The 24,263-nt window shown below is 65.8% G+C and carries 22 protein-coding genes and 2 pseudogenes; 13 read left to right on the forward strand and 11 right to left on the reverse strand.

Going from position 1 to position 24,263, the window contains the following annotated elements:
- The first annotated feature begins 4 nt into the window (after positions 1 to 4).
- The 11 genes and pseudogenes from alr (at position 5) to ACVWW1_RS12915 (ending at position 9,764) form a co-directional block, all read left to right on the forward strand.
- The gene (alr, locus tag ACVWW1_RS12865; protein ID WP_456656021.1) at positions 5 to 1,312 is read left to right on the forward strand and encodes an alanine racemase; all 1,308 of its coding nucleotides are present in this window, start codon (positions 5 to 7) and stop codon (positions 1,310 to 1,312) included.
- A 24-nt stretch (positions 1,313 to 1,336) separates the two neighbouring features.
- On the forward strand, positions 1,337 to 2,107 hold the full coding sequence (xth, locus tag ACVWW1_RS12870; protein ID WP_456656022.1) for an exodeoxyribonuclease III: 771 nt from the start codon (positions 1,337 to 1,339) through the stop codon (positions 2,105 to 2,107).
- Positions 2,108 to 2,312: 205 nt separating this feature from the next.
- Positions 2,313 to 2,450, forward strand: coding sequence for a hypothetical protein (locus tag ACVWW1_RS12875; RefSeq protein WP_456656705.1), 138 nt, complete (start codon positions 2,313 to 2,315; stop codon positions 2,448 to 2,450).
- Positions 2,451 to 2,577: 127 nt separating this feature from the next.
- Positions 2,578 to 3,303, forward strand: coding sequence for a sulfite exporter TauE/SafE family protein (locus ACVWW1_RS12880; RefSeq protein WP_456656023.1), 726 nt, complete (start codon positions 2,578 to 2,580; stop codon positions 3,301 to 3,303).
- Positions 3,304 to 3,742: 439 nt separating this feature from the next.
- Complete coding sequence (locus tag ACVWW1_RS12885) at positions 3,743 to 4,030, forward strand: hypothetical protein (protein ID WP_456656024.1); 288 nt, start codon at positions 3,743 to 3,745, stop codon at positions 4,028 to 4,030.
- 156 nt (positions 4,031 to 4,186) lie between these two features.
- Complete coding sequence (locus tag ACVWW1_RS12890) at positions 4,187 to 4,951, forward strand: hypothetical protein (protein WP_456656025.1); 765 nt, start codon at positions 4,187 to 4,189, stop codon at positions 4,949 to 4,951.
- Entirely contained in the window at positions 4,899 to 6,380 is a 1,482-nt protein-coding gene (gene radA, locus ACVWW1_RS12895; RefSeq protein ID WP_456656026.1) for a DNA repair protein RadA, read from the forward strand. Before ACVWW1_RS12890 ends, radA begins: the two co-directional genes overlap by 53 nt.
- Before the next feature lie 170 nt (positions 6,381 to 6,550).
- Positions 6,551 to 7,186 (forward strand): CvpA family protein, encoded by a 636-nt coding sequence (locus tag ACVWW1_RS12900; RefSeq protein ID WP_050406454.1) that lies wholly within the window; start codon positions 6,551 to 6,553, stop codon positions 7,184 to 7,186.
- A 93-nt stretch (positions 7,187 to 7,279) separates the two neighbouring features.
- A pseudogene (gene purF / locus ACVWW1_RS12905) lies at positions 7,280 to 8,781 on the forward strand (amidophosphoribosyltransferase).
- 11 nt (positions 8,782 to 8,792) lie between these two features.
- On the forward strand, positions 8,793 to 8,936 hold the full coding sequence (locus ACVWW1_RS12910; RefSeq protein WP_456656027.1) for a hypothetical protein: 144 nt from the start codon (positions 8,793 to 8,795) through the stop codon (positions 8,934 to 8,936).
- Between the two features lie 87 nt (positions 8,937 to 9,023).
- Positions 9,024 to 9,764, forward strand: a complete 741-nt coding sequence (locus tag ACVWW1_RS12915; protein WP_456656028.1) for an SDR family NAD(P)-dependent oxidoreductase — start codon at positions 9,024 to 9,026, stop codon at positions 9,762 to 9,764.
- 24 nt (positions 9,765 to 9,788) lie between these two features.
- On the opposite strand, the gene ACVWW1_RS12920 is transcribed toward ACVWW1_RS12915, so the two are convergent.
- Complete coding sequence (locus tag ACVWW1_RS12920; RefSeq protein ID WP_456656029.1) at positions 9,789 to 10,688, reverse strand: hypothetical protein; 900 nt, start codon at positions 10,686 to 10,688, stop codon at positions 9,789 to 9,791.
- Positions 10,645 to 11,451 carry a hypothetical protein gene (locus tag ACVWW1_RS12925; protein ID WP_456656030.1) on the reverse strand — a complete coding sequence of 269 codons (807 nt, stop codon included), beginning with the start codon at positions 11,449 to 11,451 and terminating at the stop codon, positions 10,645 to 10,647. The genes ACVWW1_RS12920 and ACVWW1_RS12925 overlap by 44 nt, the downstream gene beginning before the upstream one ends.
- A 161-nt stretch (positions 11,452 to 11,612) precedes the next feature.
- Here ACVWW1_RS12925 and ACVWW1_RS12930 point away from each other — a divergent pair, with 161 nt between their 5' ends.
- Together ACVWW1_RS12930 and ACVWW1_RS12935 are read left to right on the forward strand one after the other, a co-directional pair.
- Positions 11,613 to 12,749: a hypothetical protein gene (locus ACVWW1_RS12930; protein WP_456656031.1), complete on the forward strand. Its 1,137-nt coding sequence runs from the start codon at positions 11,613 to 11,615 to the stop codon at positions 12,747 to 12,749.
- A 152-nt stretch (positions 12,750 to 12,901) separates the two neighbouring features.
- Positions 12,902 to 14,128 (forward strand): ABC transporter substrate-binding protein, encoded by a 1,227-nt coding sequence (locus ACVWW1_RS12935; RefSeq protein WP_456656032.1) that lies wholly within the window; start codon positions 12,902 to 12,904, stop codon positions 14,126 to 14,128.
- Between the two features lie 241 nt (positions 14,129 to 14,369).
- On the opposite strand, the gene ACVWW1_RS12940 is transcribed toward ACVWW1_RS12935, so the two are convergent.
- From ACVWW1_RS12940 to ACVWW1_RS12980, 9 genes and pseudogenes are all read right to left on the reverse strand, one after another.
- Positions 14,370 to 15,614 (reverse strand): MFS transporter, encoded by a 1,245-nt coding sequence (locus ACVWW1_RS12940; protein ID WP_456656033.1) that lies wholly within the window; start codon positions 15,612 to 15,614, stop codon positions 14,370 to 14,372.
- A pseudogene (gene der / locus ACVWW1_RS12945) lies at positions 15,611 to 16,994 on the reverse strand (ribosome biogenesis GTPase Der). The gene ACVWW1_RS12940 and the pseudogene der overlap by 4 nt, the downstream one beginning before the upstream one ends.
- Before the next feature lie 152 nt (positions 16,995 to 17,146).
- Positions 17,147 to 17,704, reverse strand: a complete 558-nt coding sequence (locus tag ACVWW1_RS12950) for a hypothetical protein (RefSeq protein WP_456656034.1) — start codon at positions 17,702 to 17,704, stop codon at positions 17,147 to 17,149.
- Positions 17,705 to 17,743: 39 nt separating this feature from the next.
- Entirely contained in the window at positions 17,744 to 18,400 is a 657-nt protein-coding gene (locus tag ACVWW1_RS12955; RefSeq protein WP_456656035.1) for a tetratricopeptide repeat protein, read from the reverse strand.
- A gap of 157 nt (positions 18,401 to 18,557) precedes the next feature.
- The gene (locus ACVWW1_RS12960; protein ID WP_456656036.1) at positions 18,558 to 20,153 is read right to left on the reverse strand and encodes a class I adenylate-forming enzyme family protein; all 1,596 of its coding nucleotides are present in this window, start codon (positions 20,151 to 20,153) and stop codon (positions 18,558 to 18,560) included.
- Positions 20,154 to 20,163: 10 nt separating this feature from the next.
- Positions 20,164 to 20,985 (reverse strand): 3-methyl-2-oxobutanoate hydroxymethyltransferase, encoded by an 822-nt coding sequence (panB, locus tag ACVWW1_RS12965; protein WP_176531803.1) that lies wholly within the window; start codon positions 20,983 to 20,985, stop codon positions 20,164 to 20,166.
- Between the two features lie 2 nt (positions 20,986 to 20,987).
- On the reverse strand, positions 20,988 to 21,572 hold the full coding sequence (locus ACVWW1_RS12970; protein ID WP_456656037.1) for an NnrU family protein: 585 nt from the start codon (positions 21,570 to 21,572) through the stop codon (positions 20,988 to 20,990).
- A gap of 126 nt (positions 21,573 to 21,698) precedes the next feature.
- Positions 21,699 to 22,310: a hypothetical protein gene (locus tag ACVWW1_RS12975; RefSeq protein ID WP_456656038.1), complete on the reverse strand. Its 612-nt coding sequence runs from the start codon at positions 22,308 to 22,310 to the stop codon at positions 21,699 to 21,701.
- Positions 22,311 to 22,543: 233 nt separating this feature from the next.
- Complete coding sequence (locus ACVWW1_RS12980; RefSeq protein WP_456656039.1) at positions 22,544 to 24,163, reverse strand: peptide chain release factor 3; 1,620 nt, start codon at positions 24,161 to 24,163, stop codon at positions 22,544 to 22,546.
- Between the last annotated feature and the right edge of the window lie 100 nt (positions 24,164 to 24,263).

Genomic DNA, 24,263 nt, shown 5'->3' on the forward strand with positions numbered 1-24,263 from the left:
AGCCATGAACATCGTGACCGACGCGAAATCGCAGCTGACGCCCGAAGCCAGTTTGCTGGCGGCCCATCCGACCGCCACCGGCATCCTCACCGTCGACCTCGACGCCATCATCGCCAACTGGCGCAAGCTCGAGAAGACCGCGGTCCCGGCGGAATGCGCCGCCGTGGTCAAGGCCAATGCCTATGGCTGCGGCGCCGAGCAGGTGTCGCGGGCGCTGGCCAAGGCCGGCTGCAAGACCTTCTTCGTCGCCACCGTCGAGGAGGCCGCCGTGGTGCGCGCGGCCGTTCCGCAGGCGACCGTCTATGCGCTCGGCGGCTTCTTCCAGCAGACCGGCGACGCCTACGCGAAGATCGACTGCAAGCCTGTCATCGGCGATCTCAACGAGCTCGCCGAATGGGACGTGTTCTGCCGCCGCTCCGGCTGGTCCGGCGGCGCCGCCATCCATATCGACACCGGCATGAACCGGCTCGGGCTGACGGTCAGCGAAGCCCAAGGCATCATCCCGCGGATCAATGCCGGCGATCACGGCATCACGCTGGTGATGAGCCACCTCGTCTCCGCCGAACTGCTCAACAACCCCGCCAACGCCAAACAGCTTGCGAGCTTCCGCGAGATCGCGAGCCTGTTCACCGGCGTGCCGGCCTCGCTAGCTAACTCCTCCGGCGTGTTCCTCGGCGCGCAATTCCAGTTCGAGATGGTGCGGCCGGGCTGCGCGCTCTACGGCGTCAACCCGACGCCGGAGGCCGACAACCCGATGCAGCAGGTGGTCGACCTCAAGGCGCGCATCGTGCAGATCCGCAACATCGATCGCGGCGAGACCGTCGGCTATGGCGGCACCTGGACCGCGCGCCGGCCGACCCGGCTTGCGATCGTCTCCGCGGGCTATGCGGACGGCTATTTCCGCGCCGCCAGCGCCAATGACGGCACCCGTGGCGCCGAGGTCGTGGTCGCCGGCAAGCGCTGCCCGATCGCCGGCCGCGTCTCGATGGATTTGATCGCGGTCGACGTCACCGATCTCGACAAGAATGCCGTGCGGCGCGGCCACATGGTGACGCTGATCGGCGAAGGCATCACGGTCGACGAGCTCGCGCATCATTTCGGCACCATCGGCTACGAGGTGCTGACCAGCCTCGGCCGCCGCTTCGTGCGCATCTACAAGGGCGGCGATGCCGTCGCCGCGACAAGCGACGCTGCGACTGAGAAGAGCGAGCCGGCCGCCACGCAAGTGGCACCTCCGGCCTTGCCGACAGAAGCGGCCGCTGCTGCGCCGCCGCCATTGCCTGCCGCCGCGCCAACGGCACCGTCCACCTGACGCGATCGAGGTTCGCGATTGCGCATGAAGATCGCGACCTTCAACATCAACAACGTCAACCGCCGGCTGCCGAACCTGCTGCGCTGGCTGAAATCGGCCAGGCCCGACGTTGTCAGCTTGCAGGAGTTGAAAGCCGGCGACGCCGAATTTCCCGCAGCCGCGCTCGAGAAAGCCGGTTACGGCGCGGTGTGGCAGGGACAGAAGACCTGGAACGGCGTCGCCATCCTCGCGCGCAAGGCCGAGCCGGTCTTGATCCGCACCGCCCTGCCCGACGACCGCGACGACCATGAGGCGCGCTATATCGAGGCCGCGGTGCGCGGCATCGTCGTGACCAGCCTTTACCTTCCGAACGGCAATCCGCAGCCCGGCCCGAAATTCGATTACAAGCTGGCGTGGTTCAAGCGGCTGCGCGCCCACGCCGCCAAGCTGCTCAAGCAGGAGGTCCCCGTGGTGCTCGCCGGCGACTACAACGTCGCGCCGACGCCTCTCGACATCTATCCGACCCGCTCCTGGGACAAGGACGCGCTGATCCAGCCGAAGAGCCGCGCCGCGTTCAAGGCGCTGGTCGATCAGGGTTGGTGCGATGCGCTCCGCACACTGCATCCGGATGCGCCGATGTTCACCTTCTGGGACTACAAGCGCCAGCGCTGGCCGCGCGATGCAGGCCTCCGGCTCGATCATCTCCTGCTCAGCCCCGACGTGGCGGCACGGCTCGCGAAAGCCGGCGTCGACCGGGACGTTCGTGGCGAGGAAGGCGCCAGCGATCACGCGCCGGCGTGGGTGGTTCTGAGGTGATCGATATGTTTGCGCGCGTGCCCCCATCCACGCCGTCGTCCCGGCGCAGGCCGGGACCCATACGCCGCAGCGTGTGGTGTGAACGGGACTCGTCGTTTCAATGTCGCACAACAATAACCATTGGTGGTGATGGGTCCCGGCCTTCGCCGGGACGACATCGAACATGTGGCTCCGCCGGCGAGTCATACTCTCGCATTCTCGCGACATGCACGCGAATGCGGCCGGATGTGGCGGACCGGGTGCAGCCGGAGGCGGTCATGACGAACGCATCCGCCAGGACGTCGACATGGTGACGGTGCGCGTCAACTACCGCTTTGGCGGCCCGGTCGTCGCGAAATACTGACGCGGCGCGCGACGACACACTTCCCTGGTTCAAGGCGCCCTTGCGCCGTCTCGAATCGTGAGGTCACACTGAGCCTTCGCCTTCGAGGCACGCATCGGCGTGGCTCGGATCACGTCCCGGAGTGCGCGTGGGCTTCCTGTTCGTCCTCATCGTCGGCCTCGTCGCCGGCACCATCTCGGGCATCGTCGGCACCGGCTCGTCGATCATGCTGATGCCGGTGCTGGTCTATCAGTACGGGCCGAAGCAGGCGGTGCCGATCATGGCGGTCGCGGCCGTGATGGCCAATCTGTCGCGGATCCTGGCCTGGTGGCGCGAGGTCAACTGGCGCGCCTGCGCCGCCTACTCGGTCACCGGCATTCCGGCCGCAGCCCTTGGCGCGCGCACCCTGCTCGCTTTGCCCTCGCGCGCGGTCGACATCGCGATCGGCGTGTTCCTGATCGCCATGGTACCGGTGCGGCACTGGCTGGCGCAGCACAGACTGAAAGCCAATCTCTGGCATCTGATGATCGGCGGCGCGCTGATCGGCTATCTCACCGGCATCGTGGCCTCGACCGGTCCGCTCAGCGTGCCGCTGTTTTTGTTTTACGGCCTCAGCAAGGGCGCGTTCCTCGCCACCGAAGCGGCAAGCTCGCTCGGGCTCTACGTCAGCAAGTCGGTGACCTTCGAGCGGTTCGGCGCGCTGACACCCGACATCGCGCTGAAGGGCCTGGTCGCCGGCGCCTCGCTGATGGCCGGCGCCTTCATCGCCAAGCGCTTCGTGCTGCAAATGAAGCCAGAATCGTTTCGTCTGATCATGGACGGCATCATGCTGGCGGCAGGCACGGCGTTGCTGTGGTCGGCAATGACGTCGTAGAATCGCGGCCTCCAGCTCACATCGACTGCGCAGACCAAGCCTTGCGCAAATGGATTTCGACGCAACGAACACGACTATCCTCGCAGGGATATCGTAATTCTACGGGGCGCTCTGCGCACCTGGCGGGGTGTACGCCGAAAGAGCCTTGTTTAGCGCTCGCCTCCCGTTGTTATCCGGATTGCCACCATCCGGCGACTGCGCTTATGACAACTTCATTGCGTGCACTCGATCGTTTGCGGACAAGAACTTTGCTCCAGCAGGCATCACGGGATTGATCGACGACCCGGATGCGAATCCCGAGAGTCAGGCGACACATGGTGGGCAATCGAGCGCACACCTCAGCGGCTGACGTCGACCTGACGGATTCAGGATCGCAAGTCGAAGCATTGGCAGTCGCGGGTTGTCAGAACCCGCGACAGGCGGGAAAGGCAGAAGCGCGATGCGCAAGATGATGATCACGACTGCGGCGGCCGTCACGTTCGCCATTGCCGGTGCGGCCCTCTGGCCCACAGCAAAGCCCGATGTCGAACACTTCGGGGACAGCGTTTACGAGACGATCTGGGTCTGGCGAATTCCGGCCTACACGAACAATCCGTCCTGGCGCGTTCGCTGGAGCTGGACCGATCCGCTGCGAGCGCAGGCAAGATGCTGCCGGGCTTTGCCGACGGGTTTGGCGCCGCGCGAGAATTCGCCGCTGCTGTTGTCGGGCCGAGACATCCGCGTTTGAGTGCGGCCGTCGATCGGGCAGCCGCGCATTTGATTCAAATTCGCGTTGTAGTTGAATTCACTTTTTATCCTTAACCAGAAACCCGATCTTTAATTTACATCTGCAGGATGCGGTTTACCTTGTCTCCGCGAACACAGCGGACTCGGGGACAACAAGATGCGCCAGTTAAGCCTCACGCTGTCATTGGCCTTCTTTCTCATAGCACAAGCCTTGAGCGTCGCCGCAGACGATACGAAATCGGGCCAACCGGGTTCGGCTGTCGCCATTGACCGCGTGGCGTGCGCGCTGCGGCCGAAAACCGAGGAACCGTCCGATCCGTCATCGACCTCGGCTATCCCTCATGCTGAAAAGTTCGTCGCACGGGAACATTTCAAGGAGGACATCGCGTCGAGCGCGCCAGTGAAAATCTCCTGGTTGGGTGCGACCTTCGCGCGCCGCTTCACCGACAAGGTCGAGGACGATAGCGGCGGCGCATCGTTGCAAACCTATGTGCTGAGCGCCGCGGCAAGCGACAAGGACATCCTCGCCAGGCTCGGTCAGAGCCACGAGAGCAGGCTGGCCGACGTGTGGTGCGCGTTGAAGCAGCAGCCCAACGGCAACGGCGGCCCTCTGGAGATCAACGCCAAGCCGAACGTGTTTTACGTCCGTGATATCGGAGGAGAGCTTGGTGCCGTCGACGTGCTCTGGGGCGGCGTCGGATGGGAAGATCGGCGCCAGCCCGGTGGGAGACAAGCCGCGATGGCCGGCCGGAACGCGGGTCTTCTCTCGCTGAGCCTGTCGTCCGATCAGGCGCTCCGTCTTCGTTGGATCGTGCGCGCCGGCCGAACCGTGCTATGCATCATGGGCAATAGCGCGACTCACCTGCTCCATGGCCAAATCATCCCTCTCCTTCGTCTGCCAGAACTGCGGCGCGGCGTATAATCGCTGGCAGGGCAAGTGCGATTCCTGCGGCGAGTGGAACACGCTGGCCGAGGAAGACACCACGGGCTCGGTGCCGGTCTCGATCCGCAGCAAGCGCAAGGGGCGGACGTTCGCGCTGGAATCGCTGTCCGGCAAAACCCAGGACGCGCCGCGGCTGTCGTCGGGCATGGCCGAGCTCGACCGCGTCACCGGCGGCGGCTTCGTCCGCGGCTCAGTGCTCCTGGTCGGCGGCGATCCCGGCATCGGAAAATCCACGCTGCTGACCCAGGCCACCAGCATGATGGCGCGCGCCGGCCATCGCGCGGTCTACATCTCCGGCGAAGAGGCGGTCGCTCAGGTGCGGCTGCGCGCCGAGCGGCTCGGGCTCGCGGACGCGCCGGTGCAGCTCGCCTCCGAAACCTCGGTCGAGGACATCGTCTCGACGCTGTCGGAAGGCGCGGTGCCGCGCCTGATCGTGATCGACTCGATCCAGACCATGTGGACCGACACGGTCGAATCCGCGCCCGGCACGGTGACCCAGGTCCGCGCCTCGGCGCAGGCCCTCATTCGCTTCGCCAAGAAGACAGGGGCAACGATCATCCTGGTCGGGCATGTGACCAAGGACGGCCAGATCGCCGGCCCCCGCGTGGTCGAGCACATGGTCGATGCGGTGCTGTCGTTCGAGGGCGAAGGCTCGCAGCAGTTCCGCATCCTGCGCTCGGCGAAGAACCGCTTTGGTGCGACCGACGAGATCGGTGTGTTCGAGATGACCGGGCTCGGCCTGCGCGAGGTCACTAACCCCTCGGAATTGTTCCTCTCCGAACGCGAGCTCGGCAGCCCCGGTACCGCGGTGTTCGCCGGCATCGAGGGCACCCGCCCGGTGCTGGTCGAGTTGCAGGCGCTGGTGGCGCCGACCTCGCTCGGTACGCCGCGCCGCGCCGTGGTCGGCTGGGATCCGAGCCGGCTGTCGATGGTGCTGGCGGTGCTGGAAGCGCATTGCGGCGTCAAATTGTCCGGACATGACGTCTATCTCAATGTCGCGGGCGGCCTGCGCATCCAGGAGCCGGCCGCGGACCTCGCCGCGGCGGCCGCGCTGGTCTCCTCGCTGGTGAATGCGCCGTTGCCTACGGACGCGGTCTATTTCGGCGAGATTTCGCTATCCGGCGCGATCCGCCCGGTGGCGCAGACCCCGGCCCGGCTGAAAGAGGCCCTCAAGCTCGGCTTTGGCCGCGCCATCCTGCCCGAATCGGCCCGCGGCGATGGTGGCGGCGATAGCGGGCTCGCGCTGAACAGCGTCGGCAATCTGACCACGCTGGTCGCCGAGATTGCCGCGCGCGGCACGCCCCGAGGTGGCCGGGCCGCACCGAGGGACGACCAGGGCGGCTCCAGGGGCGCTGATGCGGTTGAGAAAAATGCCACACCGGCCCGATTCCGTCGCGAGACCAGCTAAAGCAGGCGTGACGTATCAGCCCCCCGCCGCTATACATCCGCCGCGCGGGACTGGTGGTGTTGCGGCCTTGCCGAATGCCCCCGATGCGCCTCAGTTAGGACGGCACCGACTTTGCCGATTCGCGAGCCCTTAACAGCGGACCCAAACGTACCAGCGGACCTGACCAGCCGATGCCCATAACGATACTTGATCTCGTCCTGCTCGGCGTGATGCTGATCTCGGGCCTGCTTGCCATGGTGCGCGGCTTCATGCGCGAGATCCTGTCGATCGCGGCCTGGGGCGCCGCAGCCCTGGTCACGCTGTATGCTTTCTCGAAGCTGCTGCCGACCGCCAAGACTTACTTCAATAACGACACGGTCGCGGCCGTGGTCGTGGTGGCCGGCGTCTTTATCGGTACGCTGATCGTGGTCTCGATCATCACGGTGCGAATCTCGGACATGATCCTGGATTCCCGGATCGGCGCGCTCGACCGCACCCTCGGCTTCCTGTTCGGGCTCGCCCGTGGCCTCCTGATCGTGGTCGTGGCGTTCATGTTCTTCACCTGGCTGGTTCCGGACAAGCAGCGGCCCGATTGGGTGACCGGCGCGAAATCCCGGGTGGTGCTGCAGGGAACCGGGGATTGGCTGATGGCGCTCTTGCCTGACGACCCCGAGAACACCATCTTAAAGAAGTTCAAGAAGAATAAGCCGGACGACGATTCTGCGGCTGATACCAACGATCAGGCAACGCCGGCGTCGGGCGATGGCTATAGCAAACCTGCGCGTGACAGCTTGAAAAAGCTGATCGAGAAACCCGCGGGCCGATAACTTATTTGGGCCCCTTACGAGAGGCGATGAACGAGATGCAAACCCTCTTCCGATCACGCCGCCCAAATGGATCTCGACCTGGGCCCGATCGAAATGCAGGACCATCTTCGACAAGACCACCTCCGGGACAACGATCTCAGATACCACCCCGATCTCGATGGCGACACGCTCCGCGAGGAATGCGGCGTGTTCGGCGTCTTCGGCCACCCCGAGGCCGCCGCGATCACCGCGCTCGGCCTCCACGCCCTGCAACACCGCGGCCAGGAGGCCGCCGGCATCGTCTCCTTCGACGGCGGCCGCTTCCACAGCGAACGCCGCCTCGGCTTGGTCGGCGATGCCTTCTCCCGCCGCGAGGTGATCGATCGCCTGCCCGGCAACGCCGCGGTCGGCCATGTCCGCTACTCCACCACCGGCGGCACCATCTTGCGCAACGTGCAGCCGCTGTTCGCCGAACTCAGCGCCGGCGGCTTCGCGGTCGGCCATAACGGCAACCTGACCAACGGCCTCACCCTGCGCCGTGAGCTGGTCAAGGGCGGCGCCATGATGCAGTCGACCACCGACACCGAGGTGATCCTGCATCTCGTGGCGCAGTCCAAGCGCACCCGCTTCATCGACCGTTTCATCGAGGCGCTGCGCACCATCGAGGGCGCCTATGCGCTGGTCGCGCTGACCAACAAGAAGCTGGTCGGCGCCCGCGATCCGCTCGGCATCCGTCCGCTGGTGCTCGGCGATCTCGACGGCCATCCGATCCTGACCTCGGAGACCTGCGCGCTCGACATGATCGGCGCGAAGTATGTCCGCGACATCGAGCCCGGCGAGATCATCGTGTTCGACGAGCGGGGGGCGCACAGCCACAAGCCGTTCCCGCCGAAGCCGGCGCGGCCCTGCATCTTCGAGTACATCTATTTCGCGCGGCCGGATTCGATCGTCGGCGGCCGCTCGGTGTACGACGTGCGCAAGGCGTTCGGCGCCCAGCTCGCGCGCGAGAGCCATCCCGAGGTCGACGTCGTGGTGCCGGTGCCGGATTCCGGCGTGCCCGCCGCGGTCGCGGCTACAGCCAGTATTCCGGCGTGCCGTTCGAGCTCGGTATCATCCGCAACCACTATGTCGGCCGCACCTTCATCCAGCCGACCCAGACCGTGCGCGAGCTCGGCGTGCGCATGAAGCATTCGGCGAACCGCGCCGCGATCGAAGGCAAGCGCATCATCCTGATCGACGACTCGCTGGTGCGCGGCACCACCTCGAAGAAGATCGTGCGCATGATGCGCGATGCCGGCGCCCGCGAGGTGCATTTCCGCCTCGCCTCGCCGCCGATCCTCTACCCCGACTATTACGGCATCGACCTGCCGGATCGCGGCGGCCTGCTCGCCGCGACCCATTCGCTCGAGGAGATGCGCGACATCATCGGCGCCGACTCGCTCGCCTTCCTGTCGATCGACGGCATGTACCGCGCGATGGGGTATGAAGGGCGCGACCCGGCCAATCCGAGATTCGCCGACCATTGCTTCACCGGCGCCTACCCGACCCACCTCACCGACCAGAGCGAAACCGAGGCCCCGCCGCGCCAGCTCTCGCTGCTGGCCGAGGCGAGCTGACGGCGCACGCTATGCAGCCGATCATCGGCATCCTCTGTGGGGTGCTGCTGGTTGGCTTCATCGTGTTTGCCTTCCGCCAGGGCCTGAAGCTGTCCCCGGATAGCTCGGGCAAAGGAACCAACAGCGACAATGTGGACCAGGGGCCAGGCCCCTAGAACCGAGAGCGCAGAATTCCGTCATGGCCGGGCTTGTCCCGGCCATTTCCGTCTGTAATACCCGCCGCCAGACACGGACGGACAGACATGACAAAACCCCTCGCCTCCCGTATTGCCCTCGTGACCGGCGCCTCGCGCGGGATCGGCTATGCGACATCCGTCGCGCTGGCCAAGGCCGGCGCGCATGTCGTGGCAGTGGCGCGCACGCAAGGAGGGCTGGAAGAGCTCGACGACGAGATCCGCAAGGACGGCGGCAGCGCCACGCTGGTGCCGCTCTCGCTCACCGATTACGACGGCATCGCGCGGCTCGGGCTCGCGCTGCATGAGCGCCACGGCAAGCTCGACATCCTCGTCGGCAATGCCGGCACCGCCGGCCCGTCCTCGCCGCTCGGCCACATCGAATTGAAGCCCTGGAACGACGTGTTCGCGATCAACGTCACCGCGAATTTCCAGCTGATCCGCTGCATGGACCCGCTGCTTCGGCAGTCCGACGCCAGCCGTGCGGTGTTCGTCACGTCAGGCGTGGCGCACAAGGCCAACGCCTATCTCGGCCCCTATGCCGCCTCGAAGGCCGCGCTGGATGCGCTGGTGCGCTCCTGGGCCAACGAGACCGCCAACACGGCGCTGCGCGTCAATCTGTTCAGCCCCGGGCCGATCCGCACCCGGATGCGCGCACAGGTGTTTCCCGGCGAAGACCCGATGACGCTGGACACGCCCGACATGGCCGCCGAATTCATCGTGCCGATGTGTTCGCCGGCGTGGACCGAAACCGGCAAGCTCTACGACTACAAGGCGCGCACGCTGCGGAGTTTCCAGCCGCCGGCGTGAATGGGCGCACAAGCTCCTCCCGATCTACTTTGCATCGGACGCAAGCTGAACACCTATGTTGGCCAGATCCGCGATCTGACGCCAGACCTCGACTTGCCGGCCAACGAGTTGGACGGCGACGGCCGGCGACAACGGCCTGATGACTTCGACCAGATGATCGATCGCGCTCGGATCGGTCACGCCGAATTTGTCCACGATGGTGATGATTCTCTCCGGCTTACCCGCTCCGTCTAGCCGCCACGCCAATTCTGCCGCGAGGCCGGCGTCGTTGCCGACGAGCCGGGCCATCGCCAGGAGTTGCGAAAGACCGTCGCGCGCCCGGCCTTCGTCGCCGGTCGTGTAACGGGCATTGGCTGCAGCGAGCAGCAAGGGCGCGTCCTGCACAGCCCCCGCGCGCTGTTCGAGCGCCTCGATCGCCGGCGCGGCTGCCGCCCCGTGGCCGGTGTCGATCGCGCGCCTGACGACATAAGATATCGTTTCGCGGACCTTTGCATCGTCGCCAAGCTTGACGGCGGCGGCGACCGCGCCAATGACGTCGCCGCGCCCCGCGCGCGCAAGCGCCAGATTGTTCAGAGCCGCGTCATGCTGCCATTGCAGCTTCTGATCTCCGGTGGGCGACGACATCGCAAGCGTCATGGCTTCCGCATCGCGCTTTTCGACAAGATCGCGACGTCCGAGCCGGGCATATTCATCGGCGGCCTTGCTGAAGCACTGGCTGCGACGTGCGGAATTGCTCACCGCAGCGGCGGCCGTCTCGACGTCACGATCCCGTGCTAGCCACGCCAGCACCGGGATCAGCGCATTGACAATATTGAATTGAGCGATGTCGTCCTTGCCGCTCACCCATCGCGGCCACGGCTCGACCAGCCTTGCGGCAGGATCAGGTGATCCGACGGCGAGAAAAGCGTCCGCGAGCGCGATCACTGCCGACGGCTGAGCATCGCTGTTCGCAAAGCGATCGACCACCTTTGCCGGCGCGCTGTGCGGCTTGAGAAATTTCAGCCAGATCGCCGCGCCTCAGTGCATCGCGCAGCAACTGCTCCAGAGCAAAGGGCTCGTCGAGACGTTCGGCTTCACGCCACGCCTCCTCGCGCCAACCTGTCGCTGCCGGGTACGTGTTGGCGATCACCAGCAACCAATCAACTGTTCTCGCACCGCGACCGCCGACAAGGCGCAAGGTGCGATCGGGCTGTCCGAGGCCGGCCCATACCTTTCCAGCAAGTGCGGGGATGGCCTGCGCGTCTTCATCGCTGTCACCTGCGATCGACGGCAATTCCCGTTCGACGCCCTCGACAATCTCCCGCGCCTGCGCCGCGTCTTTCTCCTCCGCGAGGCGCGAGGCAACGGCAAGCAATCCCCCGAGCCGATCCACCGTCGACTTTCGCTGCCTCGCGGTCTCAAGAGCGTCAGCGAAGCGGCCCGCGCGCGCAATCCAATCGATATCTTCCCAAGGCGCCGGATCGGGATTGTCTGAAATCACGTAATCGAGAGCAGTTTTGAGGTCATTGTCAGCCAATTCCTGCTCGGCGAATTCAACGCGAGCTCGATTGTCGTCACGAGGTGGCAGTTTCTTTGCGAGCAAGAAGACTTCAGCCGCCAAGCATTTGACGCTGGGCGCAGTCGCGCAATCGATCGGAATAGCGGCCGAGGAGCTCAGGCAAAGCATCGAAGCCGCCATGCCGATCAACCATCCACGCATCCGTTCGGCCTCGCTACCTGAGATAGCAGCTTAATACTGCACGCCAAGTGGTCGCGCAACGCGCCTGCGACGGATTGACTCCTTCCCCTCCCCGCGATTGACTGCCCTCCGCAGCGGGACCACCGCCAAGAAAAATCTCGGGAGGCATCATGACGCCGACGTTCAATCGCGCGCGCTCCATTCTGTCCGGATTGTTTCTCTCCGCCGGCATCGCATCAGCAGCCTTTTTTGCTCAGCCAACGCCCGCCAGGGCCGGTGACGTCCCGACCTTCGCGGTCGACGCGTCGTGGCCCAAGCAGCTGCCGAACAACTGGATCATCGGCCAGGTCGGCGGCATCACCGTCGACTGGCAGGGACATATCTGGGTGGTCCACCGGCCGCGCTCGCTGACCGATGGCGAGAAGGCGGCGAGCCTCACCCCGCCGCGCGCGAAATGCTGCGTGGCCGCACCGCCGGTGCTCGAATTCGATGTCGACGGCAATTTGCTGCGGGCCTGGGGCGGCCCCGGCGACGGCTATCAATGGGTCGGCCGCGAGCACGGCATCGAGGTCGACGAACGCGGCTTCGTCTGGATCGGCGGCAACGCCGATGACGACAGCGCGATCCTGAAGTTCTCGCTCGACGGCAAGTATCTCGGCCAGATCGGCAAGATCGCAGCCCGCACCAACAGCAACGACACCACCCAGCTCGGCCGCCCCGCCGAGATGGCAATCGACAAGGATGCCAACGAGCTCTACATCGCCGACGGCTATGGCAACCGCCGCGTCATCGTGTTCGACGCCACCACGCTGGCCTACAAGCGGCACTGGGGCGGCTACGGCAAGCTCCCCACCGACGACAAGCAGCCGCCATATGATCCAAGCGCCGCGGTGCAGGAGCAGTTCGGCAATCCCGTGCACTGCATCAAGATCGCCAATGACGGGCTGGTCTATGTCTGCGACCGCAGCCAGGACCGCATCCAGGTCTTCCAGAAGAACGGCACCTTCGTCAGAGAATGGTTCTACGAGAAGAACACCCGCGGCGACGGCGCCGTGTTCGATCTCGCGCTGTGGCCCGATCCGAAGCAGGCCTTTCTGCTCAACGCCGACGGCGCCAACAACGAGGTCCGCGTCATCAAACGCGACGACGGCACCGTGGTCGGCACCTTCGGCCATAGCGGCCGCAATGCGGGACAGTTCGCCCTGCTCCATGTCATAGCGGTCGACCAGAAGGGCAACGTCTACACCGGCGAGGTCGAAGGCAAGCGGATCCAGAAATTCAGGCTGACCTCGGACGCGCTCAAGTAGAGTGACGGCAGGATGACGCTTCGACGCAGTTCATCCGGCTTTATGCGGATTGCCGCTCGTCCAAGGAAAGGGTAAGCGGGAACGCGAACGACCGGCACAAGGCCCCACAAGAGGGCCGTTGCGGGAAAAATTGACAGTGGAGGGAATGTCTCATGACGACGACGCTCGCACGGCGCCACGCCGTGTTTCTCGCTTGCGCTGCACTCGGCCTTGCTACGCCTGCCTTTGCTCAGGACAAGAACGTCAAGATCGGCGTGCTGAACGACATGTCGGGCCTCTATGCCGACATCGGCGGTCCGAATTCAGTGGCCGCGGCCAACATGGCGGTGGAAGATTCCGGCCTACGCGCCAAGGGCTGGAAGATCGACGTGGTCAGCGGCGACCACCAGAATAAGCCTGACGTCGGCGTCAACATCGCGCGCAACTGGATCGACAACGACAAGGTCGACATCATCACCGATACGCCGAACTCCGGCGTCGCGCTGGCGGTGAGCAACCTTGCCAAGGAGAAGAACTCGATCGTGCTCAACTCGGGCGCGGCGACCGCCGATCTCACCGGCAAGGCCTGCAACGCCAACACGATCTCCTACACGTTCGACACCTACATGCTCGCCAACGGCACCGGCAAGGCACTGACCAAGGCAGGCGGCGACACCTGGTTCTTCCTCACCGCCGACTACGCCTTCGGCCACGCGCTGGAGCGCGATACTTCGGCGGTCGTCACCGCCAACGGCGGCAAAGTGCTCGGCGGTGTCAAGCACCCGCTCAACACCGCGGATTTCTCCTCGTTCCTGCTGCAGGCGCAGGCCTCCAAGGCCAAGATCATCGGCCTCGCCAATGCCGGCGGCGACACCACCAACGCGATCAAGCAGGCGTCCGAATTCGGCATCACCGCAGGCGGACAGAAGCTCGCGGCGCTGTTGCTGTTCGTCAACGACGTGCACGCGCTGGGCTTGAAGATCGCGCAAGGCCTCACCTTCACCGAGTCGTTCTATTGGGACATGAACGACCAGACCCGCGCCTGGTCGAAGCGCTTCCAGAAGGTCTCGCCGAAGGGCTCGATGCCATCGATGACGGTCGCCGGCGTCTATGCCGGCGTGCTGCATTATCTGAAGGCGCTCGACGCGATGGGCGGCAATCCGCATGATGGCGCCAAGGTCGTCGCCAAGATGAAGGAGATCCCGACCGACGATCCGCTGTTCGGCAAGGGCCCGCTGCGGATCGACGGCCGCCGCATCATCCCGGCCTATCTGTTCGAGGTGAAGAAGCCGGAAGAGTCCAAATACCCCTGGGACTATTACAAGCTGATCGCCACCATCTCGCCGGAAGACGCCGCCAAGCCGCTCGAAGCGAGCGATTGCCCGCTGGTGAAGAAATAGGCGAGCTCTGTAGGTTGATTAGCCGACTACGTCCGCCGTAGCTCAACGAGCGAAGGCGGAAGGCGTAATCCACCATCTTTTCGTGGCACGAAGTCGGTGGGTTACGCCTTGGGCTAACCGCCCTACTCCACCGCGTCACTTCGCGGCCGACTTCCGCGCCGGCGCCGGCAGCGATGACCATTCCCTGTCGGTACGCGGGCCGCCGCGTCGCCGGTCGGCCGACGAGCGGTCCGAACTCGCCCTACGCTCTCTTTGCCGTCGCGCGCCAGGCGATCGCGAGCGCGAGCAGCAGCAGCGCACCGGCCAGATAGAACGGCGCACCAGGCAGCTTCACCGGCACGTTGTCGCCGATGAAATAGGCGAAGGTCAGCGTGAACAGGAACGGGCCGATCAATTCCGACATGCTCTGCACGCTCGATGTCGCGCCCTGCAACTGGCCTTGTTGATCGGCGGCGACGAGTTGCGTCGTCAGGGCCTGCGTCGCGGCGCCCGAGATGCCCCAGAACGCCATCACGGGAATGCCGATCCAGAACAGTTGCCCGGTCGGTGCCGCGCCAAAGATCAAAAAGCCCAAGGCGCCGCAGACGAGGCCGAGGAACAACGCGTTGCGTTCGCCGAGGCGCTGCACGATCGGGCCGATCGCCGCGCCCTGCACGATCATGCCGCAGAGGCCGACCAGCGCGAGCGTGGCGCCGACGGTGCCGGTATCCCAGCCATAGCGATAGGTGGCGTACAGCACGAACACCGAGGGCAGCACGACATGCGCGAGCTGGCCGAAGAAGGTCGCCAGCGACAGGCCGGCCAGCGTCCGGTTCGCGCGCAGGAAATGCAGCGCGCCGATCGGATTGGCGCTCTTCCATTTGAACGGCGCGCGCCGCTCGACCGGGAGCGATTCCGGCAGGATGAACAGGCCATAGAGGCCGTTGACGAGGCTCAGGCCCGCCGCCGCCCAGAACGGCAGCCGCGGATCGATCTCGCCGAGCAGGCCGCCCAGCGCAGGTCCCAGGATGAAGCCCGCGCCGAACGCGACGCCGATCTTGCCGAACATCGCGGCGCGCTGCTCCGGCGCGGTGACGTCGGCGATATAGGCGAACACGGTCGAGATGCTCGACGAGGTGATGCCCGAGATCGCCCGCCCGATGAACAGCCAGATCAGGTTCGGCGCCAGTGCCATCAGCACGTAGTCTGCGGCGAGGCCGAAATTCGACAGCAGCACCACCGGACGGCGGCCGAAGCGATCGGACAGCGCGCCCAAGATCAGCGAGCAGACGAACTGCATCAAGGCCCAGATCGAGCCGAACACGCCGAAGATGCGCGCCGCGTTGGCGGTGTCGTTGTTGACGAAGCCTTCGATCAGCTTGGGCAGGATCGGGATGATGATCCCGAGCGCGAGCATGTCGAGCAGCAGGGTGATGAAGATGAAGATCACCGCGCCGCTGCGTGCCCGCGGAACAGCCGCAGGATGGGCTTCGGCGTCGCCGCTCATGACGGCCGTTTGCGCTTGTAGGCGAACGGATTGGCCTTCTCGCGCAGCGTGATCCGGATCGGCGTGCCCGGCAGATCGAAGGTCTCGCGCAGCGAGTTGGTGAGGTAGCGCAGATAGGATCTCGGGATCGCATCGGCGCGCGAGCAGAACAGAACGAAGCTCGGCGGGCGCGCCTTCACTTGCGTGATGTAGTTCAGCTTCAGCCGGCGGCCCGAGACGGCCGGCGGCGGGTTGGCCTCGATCGCCTGCTCGAACCAGCGATTGAGCCCCGCGGTCGGCAAGCGCCGGTTCCAGACCGCATAGGCCTCCTGGATCGCAATCATCAGGCGGTCGATACCCTCACCCATCAGGCCGGAGACGGCGACGATCGGCGCGCCCTTGACCTGCGGCAGCCAGTGGTCGGCATCGGTGCGCAGCTGCGAGATCTGGTTGGGCTTGCGCTCGACGAGGTCCCATTTGTTGACCGCGAGCACGATCGCGCGGCCTTCGCGCTCGACCAGATCGGCGATGCGCAGATCCTGCTCCTCGAACTTGTTCTGCGAGTCCATCATCATCACGACGACTTCGGCGAAGCGCACCGCACGCAACGCATCCGCGACCGAGAGCTTTTCCAGCTTCTCCTCGATCCGCGAGCGGCGGCGCAGGCCGGCGGTATCGAACACGCGGAACTGGCGGCCCTGCCAGGTGATCTCGACCGCGATGGAATCGCGCGTGGTGCCGGCCTCGGGGCTGGTCAGCAGCCGCTCCTCGCCGAGCAGATGATTGATCAGCGTCGACTTGCCGGCGTTGGGCCGGCCGACGATGGCGACGCGGATCGGGCGCTGCGCGGCCTCCTCCTCCGAGATGTCCTCGTCGTCCTCGACCTCGTCGTCTTCCTCTGGTGTCGCGGGCACCAGCGCGCTCAGCGCCTCGTGGAGGTCTCCCATGCCCTCGCCGTGCTCGGCCGAGATCTGCACGGGATCGCCGAGGCCGAGCGCGTAGGATTCCATCGCGCCGATCTCACCATGCTTGCCCTCGGCCTTGTTGGCGACCAGCACCACCGGCTTGTTGGCCTTGCGGGCGAAGTCGGCGAAGGCGCGATCGGTCGGCGTCAGGCCGACGCGGGCGTCGATCACGAACATTCAGGGCGTCGGCGAGCGCGATCGCGGTTTCGGTCTGTTCCTGCATCCTCGCCGTCAGCGAGCCCTTGGCGCCCTCATCGAGCCCCGCGGTGTCAATGATGGTGAAGTCGAGATCGTAGAGCCGGGCCTGGCCCTCGCGGCGATCGCGGGTCACGCCGGGCTCGTCGTCCACCAGCGCGAGCTTCTGGCCGACCAGCCGGTTGAACAGCGTCGACTTTCCGACATTGGGCCGGCCGATAATGGCGATGGTAAAGGACATGGATCATCCCGGCGCCGCGGCGCGGCGCGCGTCTAATGAATTGAAGCAGGAGCCTAAAGCGCGATGAGATCGGATTGAAACGTCATCGCGCTTTAGCTTCTTGTTTTAGCATGATCTTTCCGGAAAACCGCTTCGCACTTTTCCGGATCATGCTAGCGGCTAAATCCGCCGCTCGGTAGCGGCGCGGGGAACGCGCCGCCGGATTGTTGCGTGGTCTGGGTCTGCTGCGCCGGCGCCGCAGGCTGCGCCTGCTGGTCGTCGGCCGGCGGCGCGGTGGTGCGGCGGCGGACGATCTTCTTCGGCTTCGGCTCGGGCGGCAGCGCGGCGGGCGCGCCCTCGTCCGGCGCCGCAGCGTCGGGGGCAGCCGCCTGATCCGCGGCCGGCGCGGCCCGCTTGGTGTGCTTCTTGGCGCCCTTCGGCGGCTCCGCTGGCGGAGCCGGCTGGGCGGCGGCCGCTGCCGCGGCGTTCTGCTGGTCGAGCTGCTCCTGCTGCGAGCCCTTGTACAAATCCTTCGGCACGCCCTGCTCGAGGCCGGGCACGCCTTCCGGGAACACCGGCTTGCGGTCGCCGGCCAGCTTCTTCTTGGTGTCGAGGAAGTCGAGCAGGTCGCTCGGATCGAAATTGGACATGCCGCCACCGCCGCAGCCCGCCAGCACGCTGCAAAGCGCTGTCAGAACTACGGCTGCGATCAGGCGTTGCGAGCGGCGCATGGTCGATCTCTCACTCAAACTCGGGTTTCGCGCGCCAAGTCAGCTCTTCGCGACCGGCGGCAACAGTGCCTGCAGCGCTTCGGCGCGCGACCGCAGGCTCGGCGGCGTCTCGCCGTCATTGGCAATCTGGTCGAGCCACTGCCGCGCGGCGGCGGCATCGTTGGCGCGCCAGGCCGACAGCGCCAGCAGCTCGCGCGCGGAGTGGCGGAACGTCGAGTCCTTCGACGTCGCCGTCGCCTCGAGCCGTTGCACCATGTTCGGATAGGTCGTGGTGTCCATCACCATCTGCGCGGCGCGGATCCGCGCCAGATCCTGATCGGGACCGCCGACGCTGCGGTCGGCTGCGATCTCGTCATAAAGTTTCGCAGCGGCCGGCTGATCGCGGGTCGCGACCTCGGCGGCCATGCGCAGCCGCGCCAGATTGCGGTAGCCGGACGGCGCCTTGGTGATCAGGTCGGCAAACGCGGCCTCGGCCTCGGCGTGCTTGTTCTGGTCCGACAGCTCAACGGCGCGGTCGAACGCCGCACCGGCCTCGGCGGCCTTCTTGCCCTCGAGATATTGGTAGCCACGCCAGCCACCGACGCCCGCGACCACCAGGATCGCCAGCGCGATGATGAAAAGCGAGTACTTGTCCCACAGCTTCTTGAGCTGATCGCGACGGACTTCCTCGTCGACTTCGTCAAATAATTCAGACACTTAAGGCTATCCCATCCCCTCGGGACCGCGAATCTGGGCGGAGCGCAGCCCCTACCCGATCCCCACATCGCGGCGGCGTTACCCTAACGGTGTGGCGGAGGCAAGGCAAAGCGAGGCGGATCAAAGCGTTAACCGGGGAAGTTTGTCCTACGCCGGCCTATGCCCCTGTCGAGATGCTTTCCCGCAGCTGGCGCTTGATCACCTTGCCGTTGGCGTTGCGCGGCAGCGGGTCCGATGTCAGCACCATCGTCTCCGGCACTTTGTAGTCGGAGAGACGTTCGGCGCACCAGGTGCGCAGGCTCTCGGCACTCACGTCGGTGCGGGTCACGATCACGGCGTGGACACGCTCGCCGAGCACCGGGCACGGCTTTGCGATGATCGCGCTCTCGACCACGGCCGGATGGCCTGAAAGCACGGACTCGACCTCCGCGGAATAGATCTTCAGGCCGCCGCGGTTGATCATGTCCTTCTGGCGGTCGAACACGCGGACGAAGTTGTCAGCATCGACCGAGCCGAGATCGCCGGAATGCCAGAAGCCGGCCGTGAAGCTTTCGGCGGTCGCCTTCGGATTGTTCCAGTAGCCCTTGATGACGGAAGCGCTGCGGATCCAGAGCTCGCCGATCTCGCCGCGCGACACCTCGCGGCCATCGGGGCCCATCACGATGATCTCGGCACCGGGGCACGGCAGGCCGACGCTGTCGATATGCGCCGCGGTCAGTTCGCCCGGCATCAAGGTCGAGGGCGACGTGGTCTCGGTCGCGCCGTAGCAATTCGCGAGCTTGAGCCCGGGAATCTTGGCGTCGAGCTTTTCGATGGTCGCAACCGGCATCGGCGCGCCGCCGAACCCGCCGATGCGCCAGCTCGACAGATCGTAGCTGTCGAAATCCGGCTGCATCAGGCAGAGATTGTACATCGCCGGCACCATCACCGTGTAGCTGACGCGCTCGCGCGCCGCGACCTTCAGATATTCCGACGCCTTGAACTCCGGCATGATGATCAGCGCGCCGGCAGAGCGCGCCATGGTGGTGACGTTGGCGACCGCGCCGGTGACATGCGCGAGCGGCACCGCGGCGATCGAGCGATCGGCCTTGGTCAGCTTCAGGCAGGACGCGAACACCATCGACGAGTGGATGATGTTGCAATGGGCGAGCATCGCGCCCTTCGGCCGGCCCGTGGTGCCCGAGGTGTAGAGGATCATCGCGGTGTCCTCTTCCCTCACCTCCGCCGGCGCTTGCGCTGGCGCATTGTCGCGCAGGCCGGCGAATTGCGACGCGCTGTCGTCGCTGACCGAGATGCGATGCGCGAGGCCGGGAATATCGGCAGGGTCGGGGATGCGGTCGGCAAGCGCGGCTTCGTGGACCAAAAGCTTCGCGCCGCAATCGTTCAGCACGTAGGCGATCTCGGGCTTCTGCTGGCGCGTCGAGAGCAGGACCGTGACGAGGCCGGCATGGGCGGCGGCGAACATCGTCAGCACGAACTCGATGCGGTTGCCGAGCAGGATCCCGACCCGGTCGCCCGGCGCGAGGCCAAGCTTTGCAAAGCCGGCTGCGACCTTCGCGGATTGCTCGGCGACCTCGCGCCAGCTCAGGCGCCTCTCGCCGCAGACCAGCGCCTCGCCGTCGCCGTTCTGCGCGACGGCGTCTGCGATCATCGCCCAAAGGCTGGCCGGCCGCTCGGCAAACGCCGGCACGACGCGGTCGCCGAAGCGCGGCTCGAGCCGCATCAGCGGAAGTGCGTGTTGCGACCAGTCCATGCGCGCCTCGTCAGCTCTTCTTCATGCCGTAGACGTGCTCCGGGCCCGGGAAGGCGCGGCTCTTCACGTCGCGCGCATAGCCCGCGATCGCCTCCTCGATCATCGGGCCGAGGTTGCCGTAGCGGCGCACGAATTTCGGCGCGCGCGGCGACAGGCCGAGCATGTCCTCCAGCACCAGCACCTGGCCGTCACAGGCAGCACTGGCGCCGATGCCGATGGTGGGAACAGTGATCGATTGCGTGATCTTGCGCGCCAGCGGCTCGGCGACCGCCTCGACCACGATCGAGAAGGCGCCCGCTTCCGCGATCGCCTTGGCGTCGTTCTCGATCGGCGCCCAGGTCTCCTCCTCGCGGCCCTGCGCGCGGAACGAGCCGAGCGTGTTGATCGATTGCGGCGTCAGGCCGATATGGCCCATCACGGGAATGCCGCGCTCGGACAGGAACGCCACCGTCTCCGCCATCCGCGCGCCGCCCTCGAGCTTGACCGCGCCGCACAGCGTCTCCTTCATGATCCGCACCGCGGATTGAAACGCCTGCTCCTTGGAGCCCTCATAGGAGCCGAACGGCATGTCGACCACGACCAGCGCAGCTTGCGAACCGCGCATCACCGCGCGGCCCTGCAGGATCATCATGTCGAGGGTGACCGGCACCGTGGTCTCGAAGCCATGCATCACGTTGCCGAGGGAATCGCCGACCAGGATGGCGTCGCAGTGCCGGTCGACCAGCGCTGCGGTATGCGCGTGGTACGATGTCAGCATCACGATCGGCTCGCCATTCTTGCGGGCGCGGAGATCGGGCGCGGTCTTGCGCTTGATAGCGGATTGAACGGACATAGTCAGGCTCCCATGACAGGCACGCCGATCACGACCGGATGGAACGCAAACGCCAGCGCCAGATAGACGATGACACCGACCGCGATCGCGATCAGGTCATTGGTCGGGCCGCCTACCGGGATCGGCGGCCCGCCGGCATCCGCGCGGCGCTTCAGTGAGATGCGGTCATAGACCGCCCAGCCGAGAAACGAGCCGAACAGGATGATCGAGCCGAGATCGCCATTGGCGAGCAGATGCGCGAACGCCCACAGCTTCACGCCCGCCAGCATCGGATGCTTCAGCGTGGTGTAGATGCGGCCGCGAATATAGGCGGCCACCACCAGGATCACGGCCGGCAGCATCAGCGCCACCGTGATGTGCTTGAACGCGGTCGGCGGCGTCCAGACGTCGATCCAGCCGGTCGCGCGGTAATGGCCGAAGCCCCAGATGATCAGCGCGAGGCCGGCGAACGACACCAGCGAATAGACGCCCTTGTAGGCCCCCTCGCCCATCGCATTCACGATGCCGGCGCGCAGGTCGCGCAGGCTGGTCAGCACATGGACGCCGAGGAACAGCACGAGACCCAGGATCATGACGAGCAGTCCCACGATGTTCCTCCCCTGATTGATTGCTGCCTTCGCGTAACATCTTCGCCGGGCGGGACGCAATGCGTCACGCCACGCATGCCGTCATTCCGGGTTCGATGCTCCGCATCGCCCCGGAATGACGTGCCATTACGGATTGCCGGCCGGCTTGGCCAGCTCGCGATTATCGACATAGCGGATCATGATCGGGCGGCCGGCCAGCGCGCCGCCGAGCCCGCCGGTGAATTTCAGCGGCAGGCAGGCGCCGAGCGAGGCATTGATCGCGTTGAGGTAGGTCGTGCGGGTATCCGCCGGGATGCCCCGCGTCGCGAACGTCAGCCGCGGCGTGCCGATCATCTCCCCGGTCCGCTTGAAGCTGAAGCGCACCGACATCTGCATGCCCTTGCGCGCATCGTCCGCCGGCGGCGGCGCCCAGCAGGAACGCAGCGCGGCGAACAGATCGCCGATGGTATTGAGATCATGATCCGGTTTGCGGTATTTCGCGGCCTGGTCCTCGGGCGGCACCGTCAGGATCGTGAGCTGGAGATTTTCGCCGTACGGATAATCCATCTCGGGAAAGCACGGCCCGTGATTGAACACGCTGCAATAGGACGGGATGCAAGGCCCTTCGTCGAGCACACTGCAAGGCGTGTGTGCGAACGGCGCCGGATTGGTCTGCTGCCGCTGCTGCGCAGAAGCAGCGTTCGCGAGCACAACGGCCAGCACGGCAAAAGCGAGGCAGATGACGACGCGTCGGAGCATGCAGACGGACCCGGATTGCGCTCCGGGGAAAATGGTACCGCGGCCGGACCGCATCAAGCGGGGCCGCGTTCAATTCCTTGCGCGCGCCGTAACCACAATTGTCATCGCCCGGCGCGACCGGGCGATCCGGTATTCCAGAGACGGCAGTGATCGAACGGATAAGCCACGGCGTACTGGGTCCCCCGGTCGAGCCGGGGGACGACACTGAGTATGTGGCGCTATCGTATTCGGCGCTACGCCTTCTTCTTCACGTCCTTGACGTTGGAGAAGGTGATGCCCTCGGCGCGCTCGCGGGTGTAGCCGAGATAGAACTCGTTCTTGGCCATGAACACGGGATCGCCGTCGACGTCGTCGGCGATGCCGGAACTGTTGGCGGCAACGAAGGCCTCTAACTTCTTGCGGTCGTCGGACGAGATCCAGCGCGCCAGCGAGAATTCGCTGACCTCGAACTCGACCGGCAGAGAATATTCGGCATCGAGCCGCGCCTTCAGCACGTCGAGCTGCAGCGGACCGACCACGCCGACCAGCGCCGGCGCACCGTCACGCGGACGGAACACCTGCACGACGCCCTCCTCCGACATCTGCTGCAAGGCTTCCTTCAGCTTCTTCGCCTTCATCGCATCGGTCAGCCGAACGCGGCGGACGATTTCCGGCGCGAAGCTCGGCACGCCGACGAAGGTCAGATCCTCGCCCTCGGTCAGGGTGTCGCCGATCCGCAAGGTGCCGTGGTTCGGAATGCCGACGACGTCGCCGGCGAAGGCTTCATCCGCCACCGAGCGGTCCTGGGCGAAGAAGAATTGCGGGCTCGACAGACTCATGTTCTTGCCGGTGCGCACCAGCTTGGCCTTCATGCCGCGGACGAGCTTGCCGGAGCACAGCCGCGCGAACGCGATGCGGTCGCGGTGGTTCGGATCCATGTTGGCCTGGATCTTGAACACGAACGCGCTCATGCGCGGCTCCGCCGCCTCGACCTTGCGCAGATCGGAATCCTGCGCCCGCGGCGCCGGCGCGAACTTGCCGAGCCCCTCCAGCAAATCGCCGACACCGAAATTGCGCAGCGCGCTGCCGAAATAGACCGGCGTCAGATGCCCCTCGCGGAATGCCGCAAGCTCGAACGGCTTGCAGGCTTCCGAGGCCAGCGCCAGCTCATCCCTGACCTCGGCGACGTCGAGATTGGGATTGCGCTTGCCGAGATCGGCGATGTCGATCTGCTCGGTGGCGCCGGTCTTGGCGCCGCCGCCCTCGAGCAGCCGGACGCCGCCATTAACGACGTCATAGGTGCCGAGGAAGTCGCGGCCGCGGCCGACCGGCCAGGTCATCGGCGTGGTGTCGAGCGCCAGCGTCTTCTCGATCTCGTCCAGAAGCTCGAACGTGTCGCGGCTCTCGCGGTCCATCTTGTTGATGAAGGTGATGATCGGGATGTCGCGCAGGCGACACACCTCGAACAGCTTTCGGGTGCGCGCCTCGATGCCCTTGGCGGCGTCGATCACCATGACCGCGGAATCGACCGCGGTCAGCGTGCGATAGGTGTCTTCCGAAAAGTCCTCGTGGCCCGGCGTATCCAGCAGGTTGAACACGAGGTCGTTGAACTCGAAGGTCATCACCGAGGTGACCACCGAGATGCCGCGCTCGCGCTCGATCTTCATCCAGTCCGAGCGCGTGTGGCGGCGCTCGCCCTTGGCCTTGACCTGGCCCGCGAGGTTGATGGCGCCGCCGAACAGCAGCAGCTTTTCCGTCAGCGTGGTCTTGCCGGCGTCCGGGTGCGAGATGATCGCAAAGGTGCGCCGTCGCGCCACTTCCTCTGAAAGCGGCGAGCGGGACGGCGATTCGGTTGAAACAGCGGTATCAGACATGGCGGGCAGCGTTTGGCAGGGAAAACGGGCGCAATCAAGGGCGTTTTGTCGCAATGCGGAACGGCCGCACCACCCACATATAGGCACGAGAAGGACGACC

It is taken from the genome of Bradyrhizobium sp. JR3.5 (genome assembly GCF_054057015.1).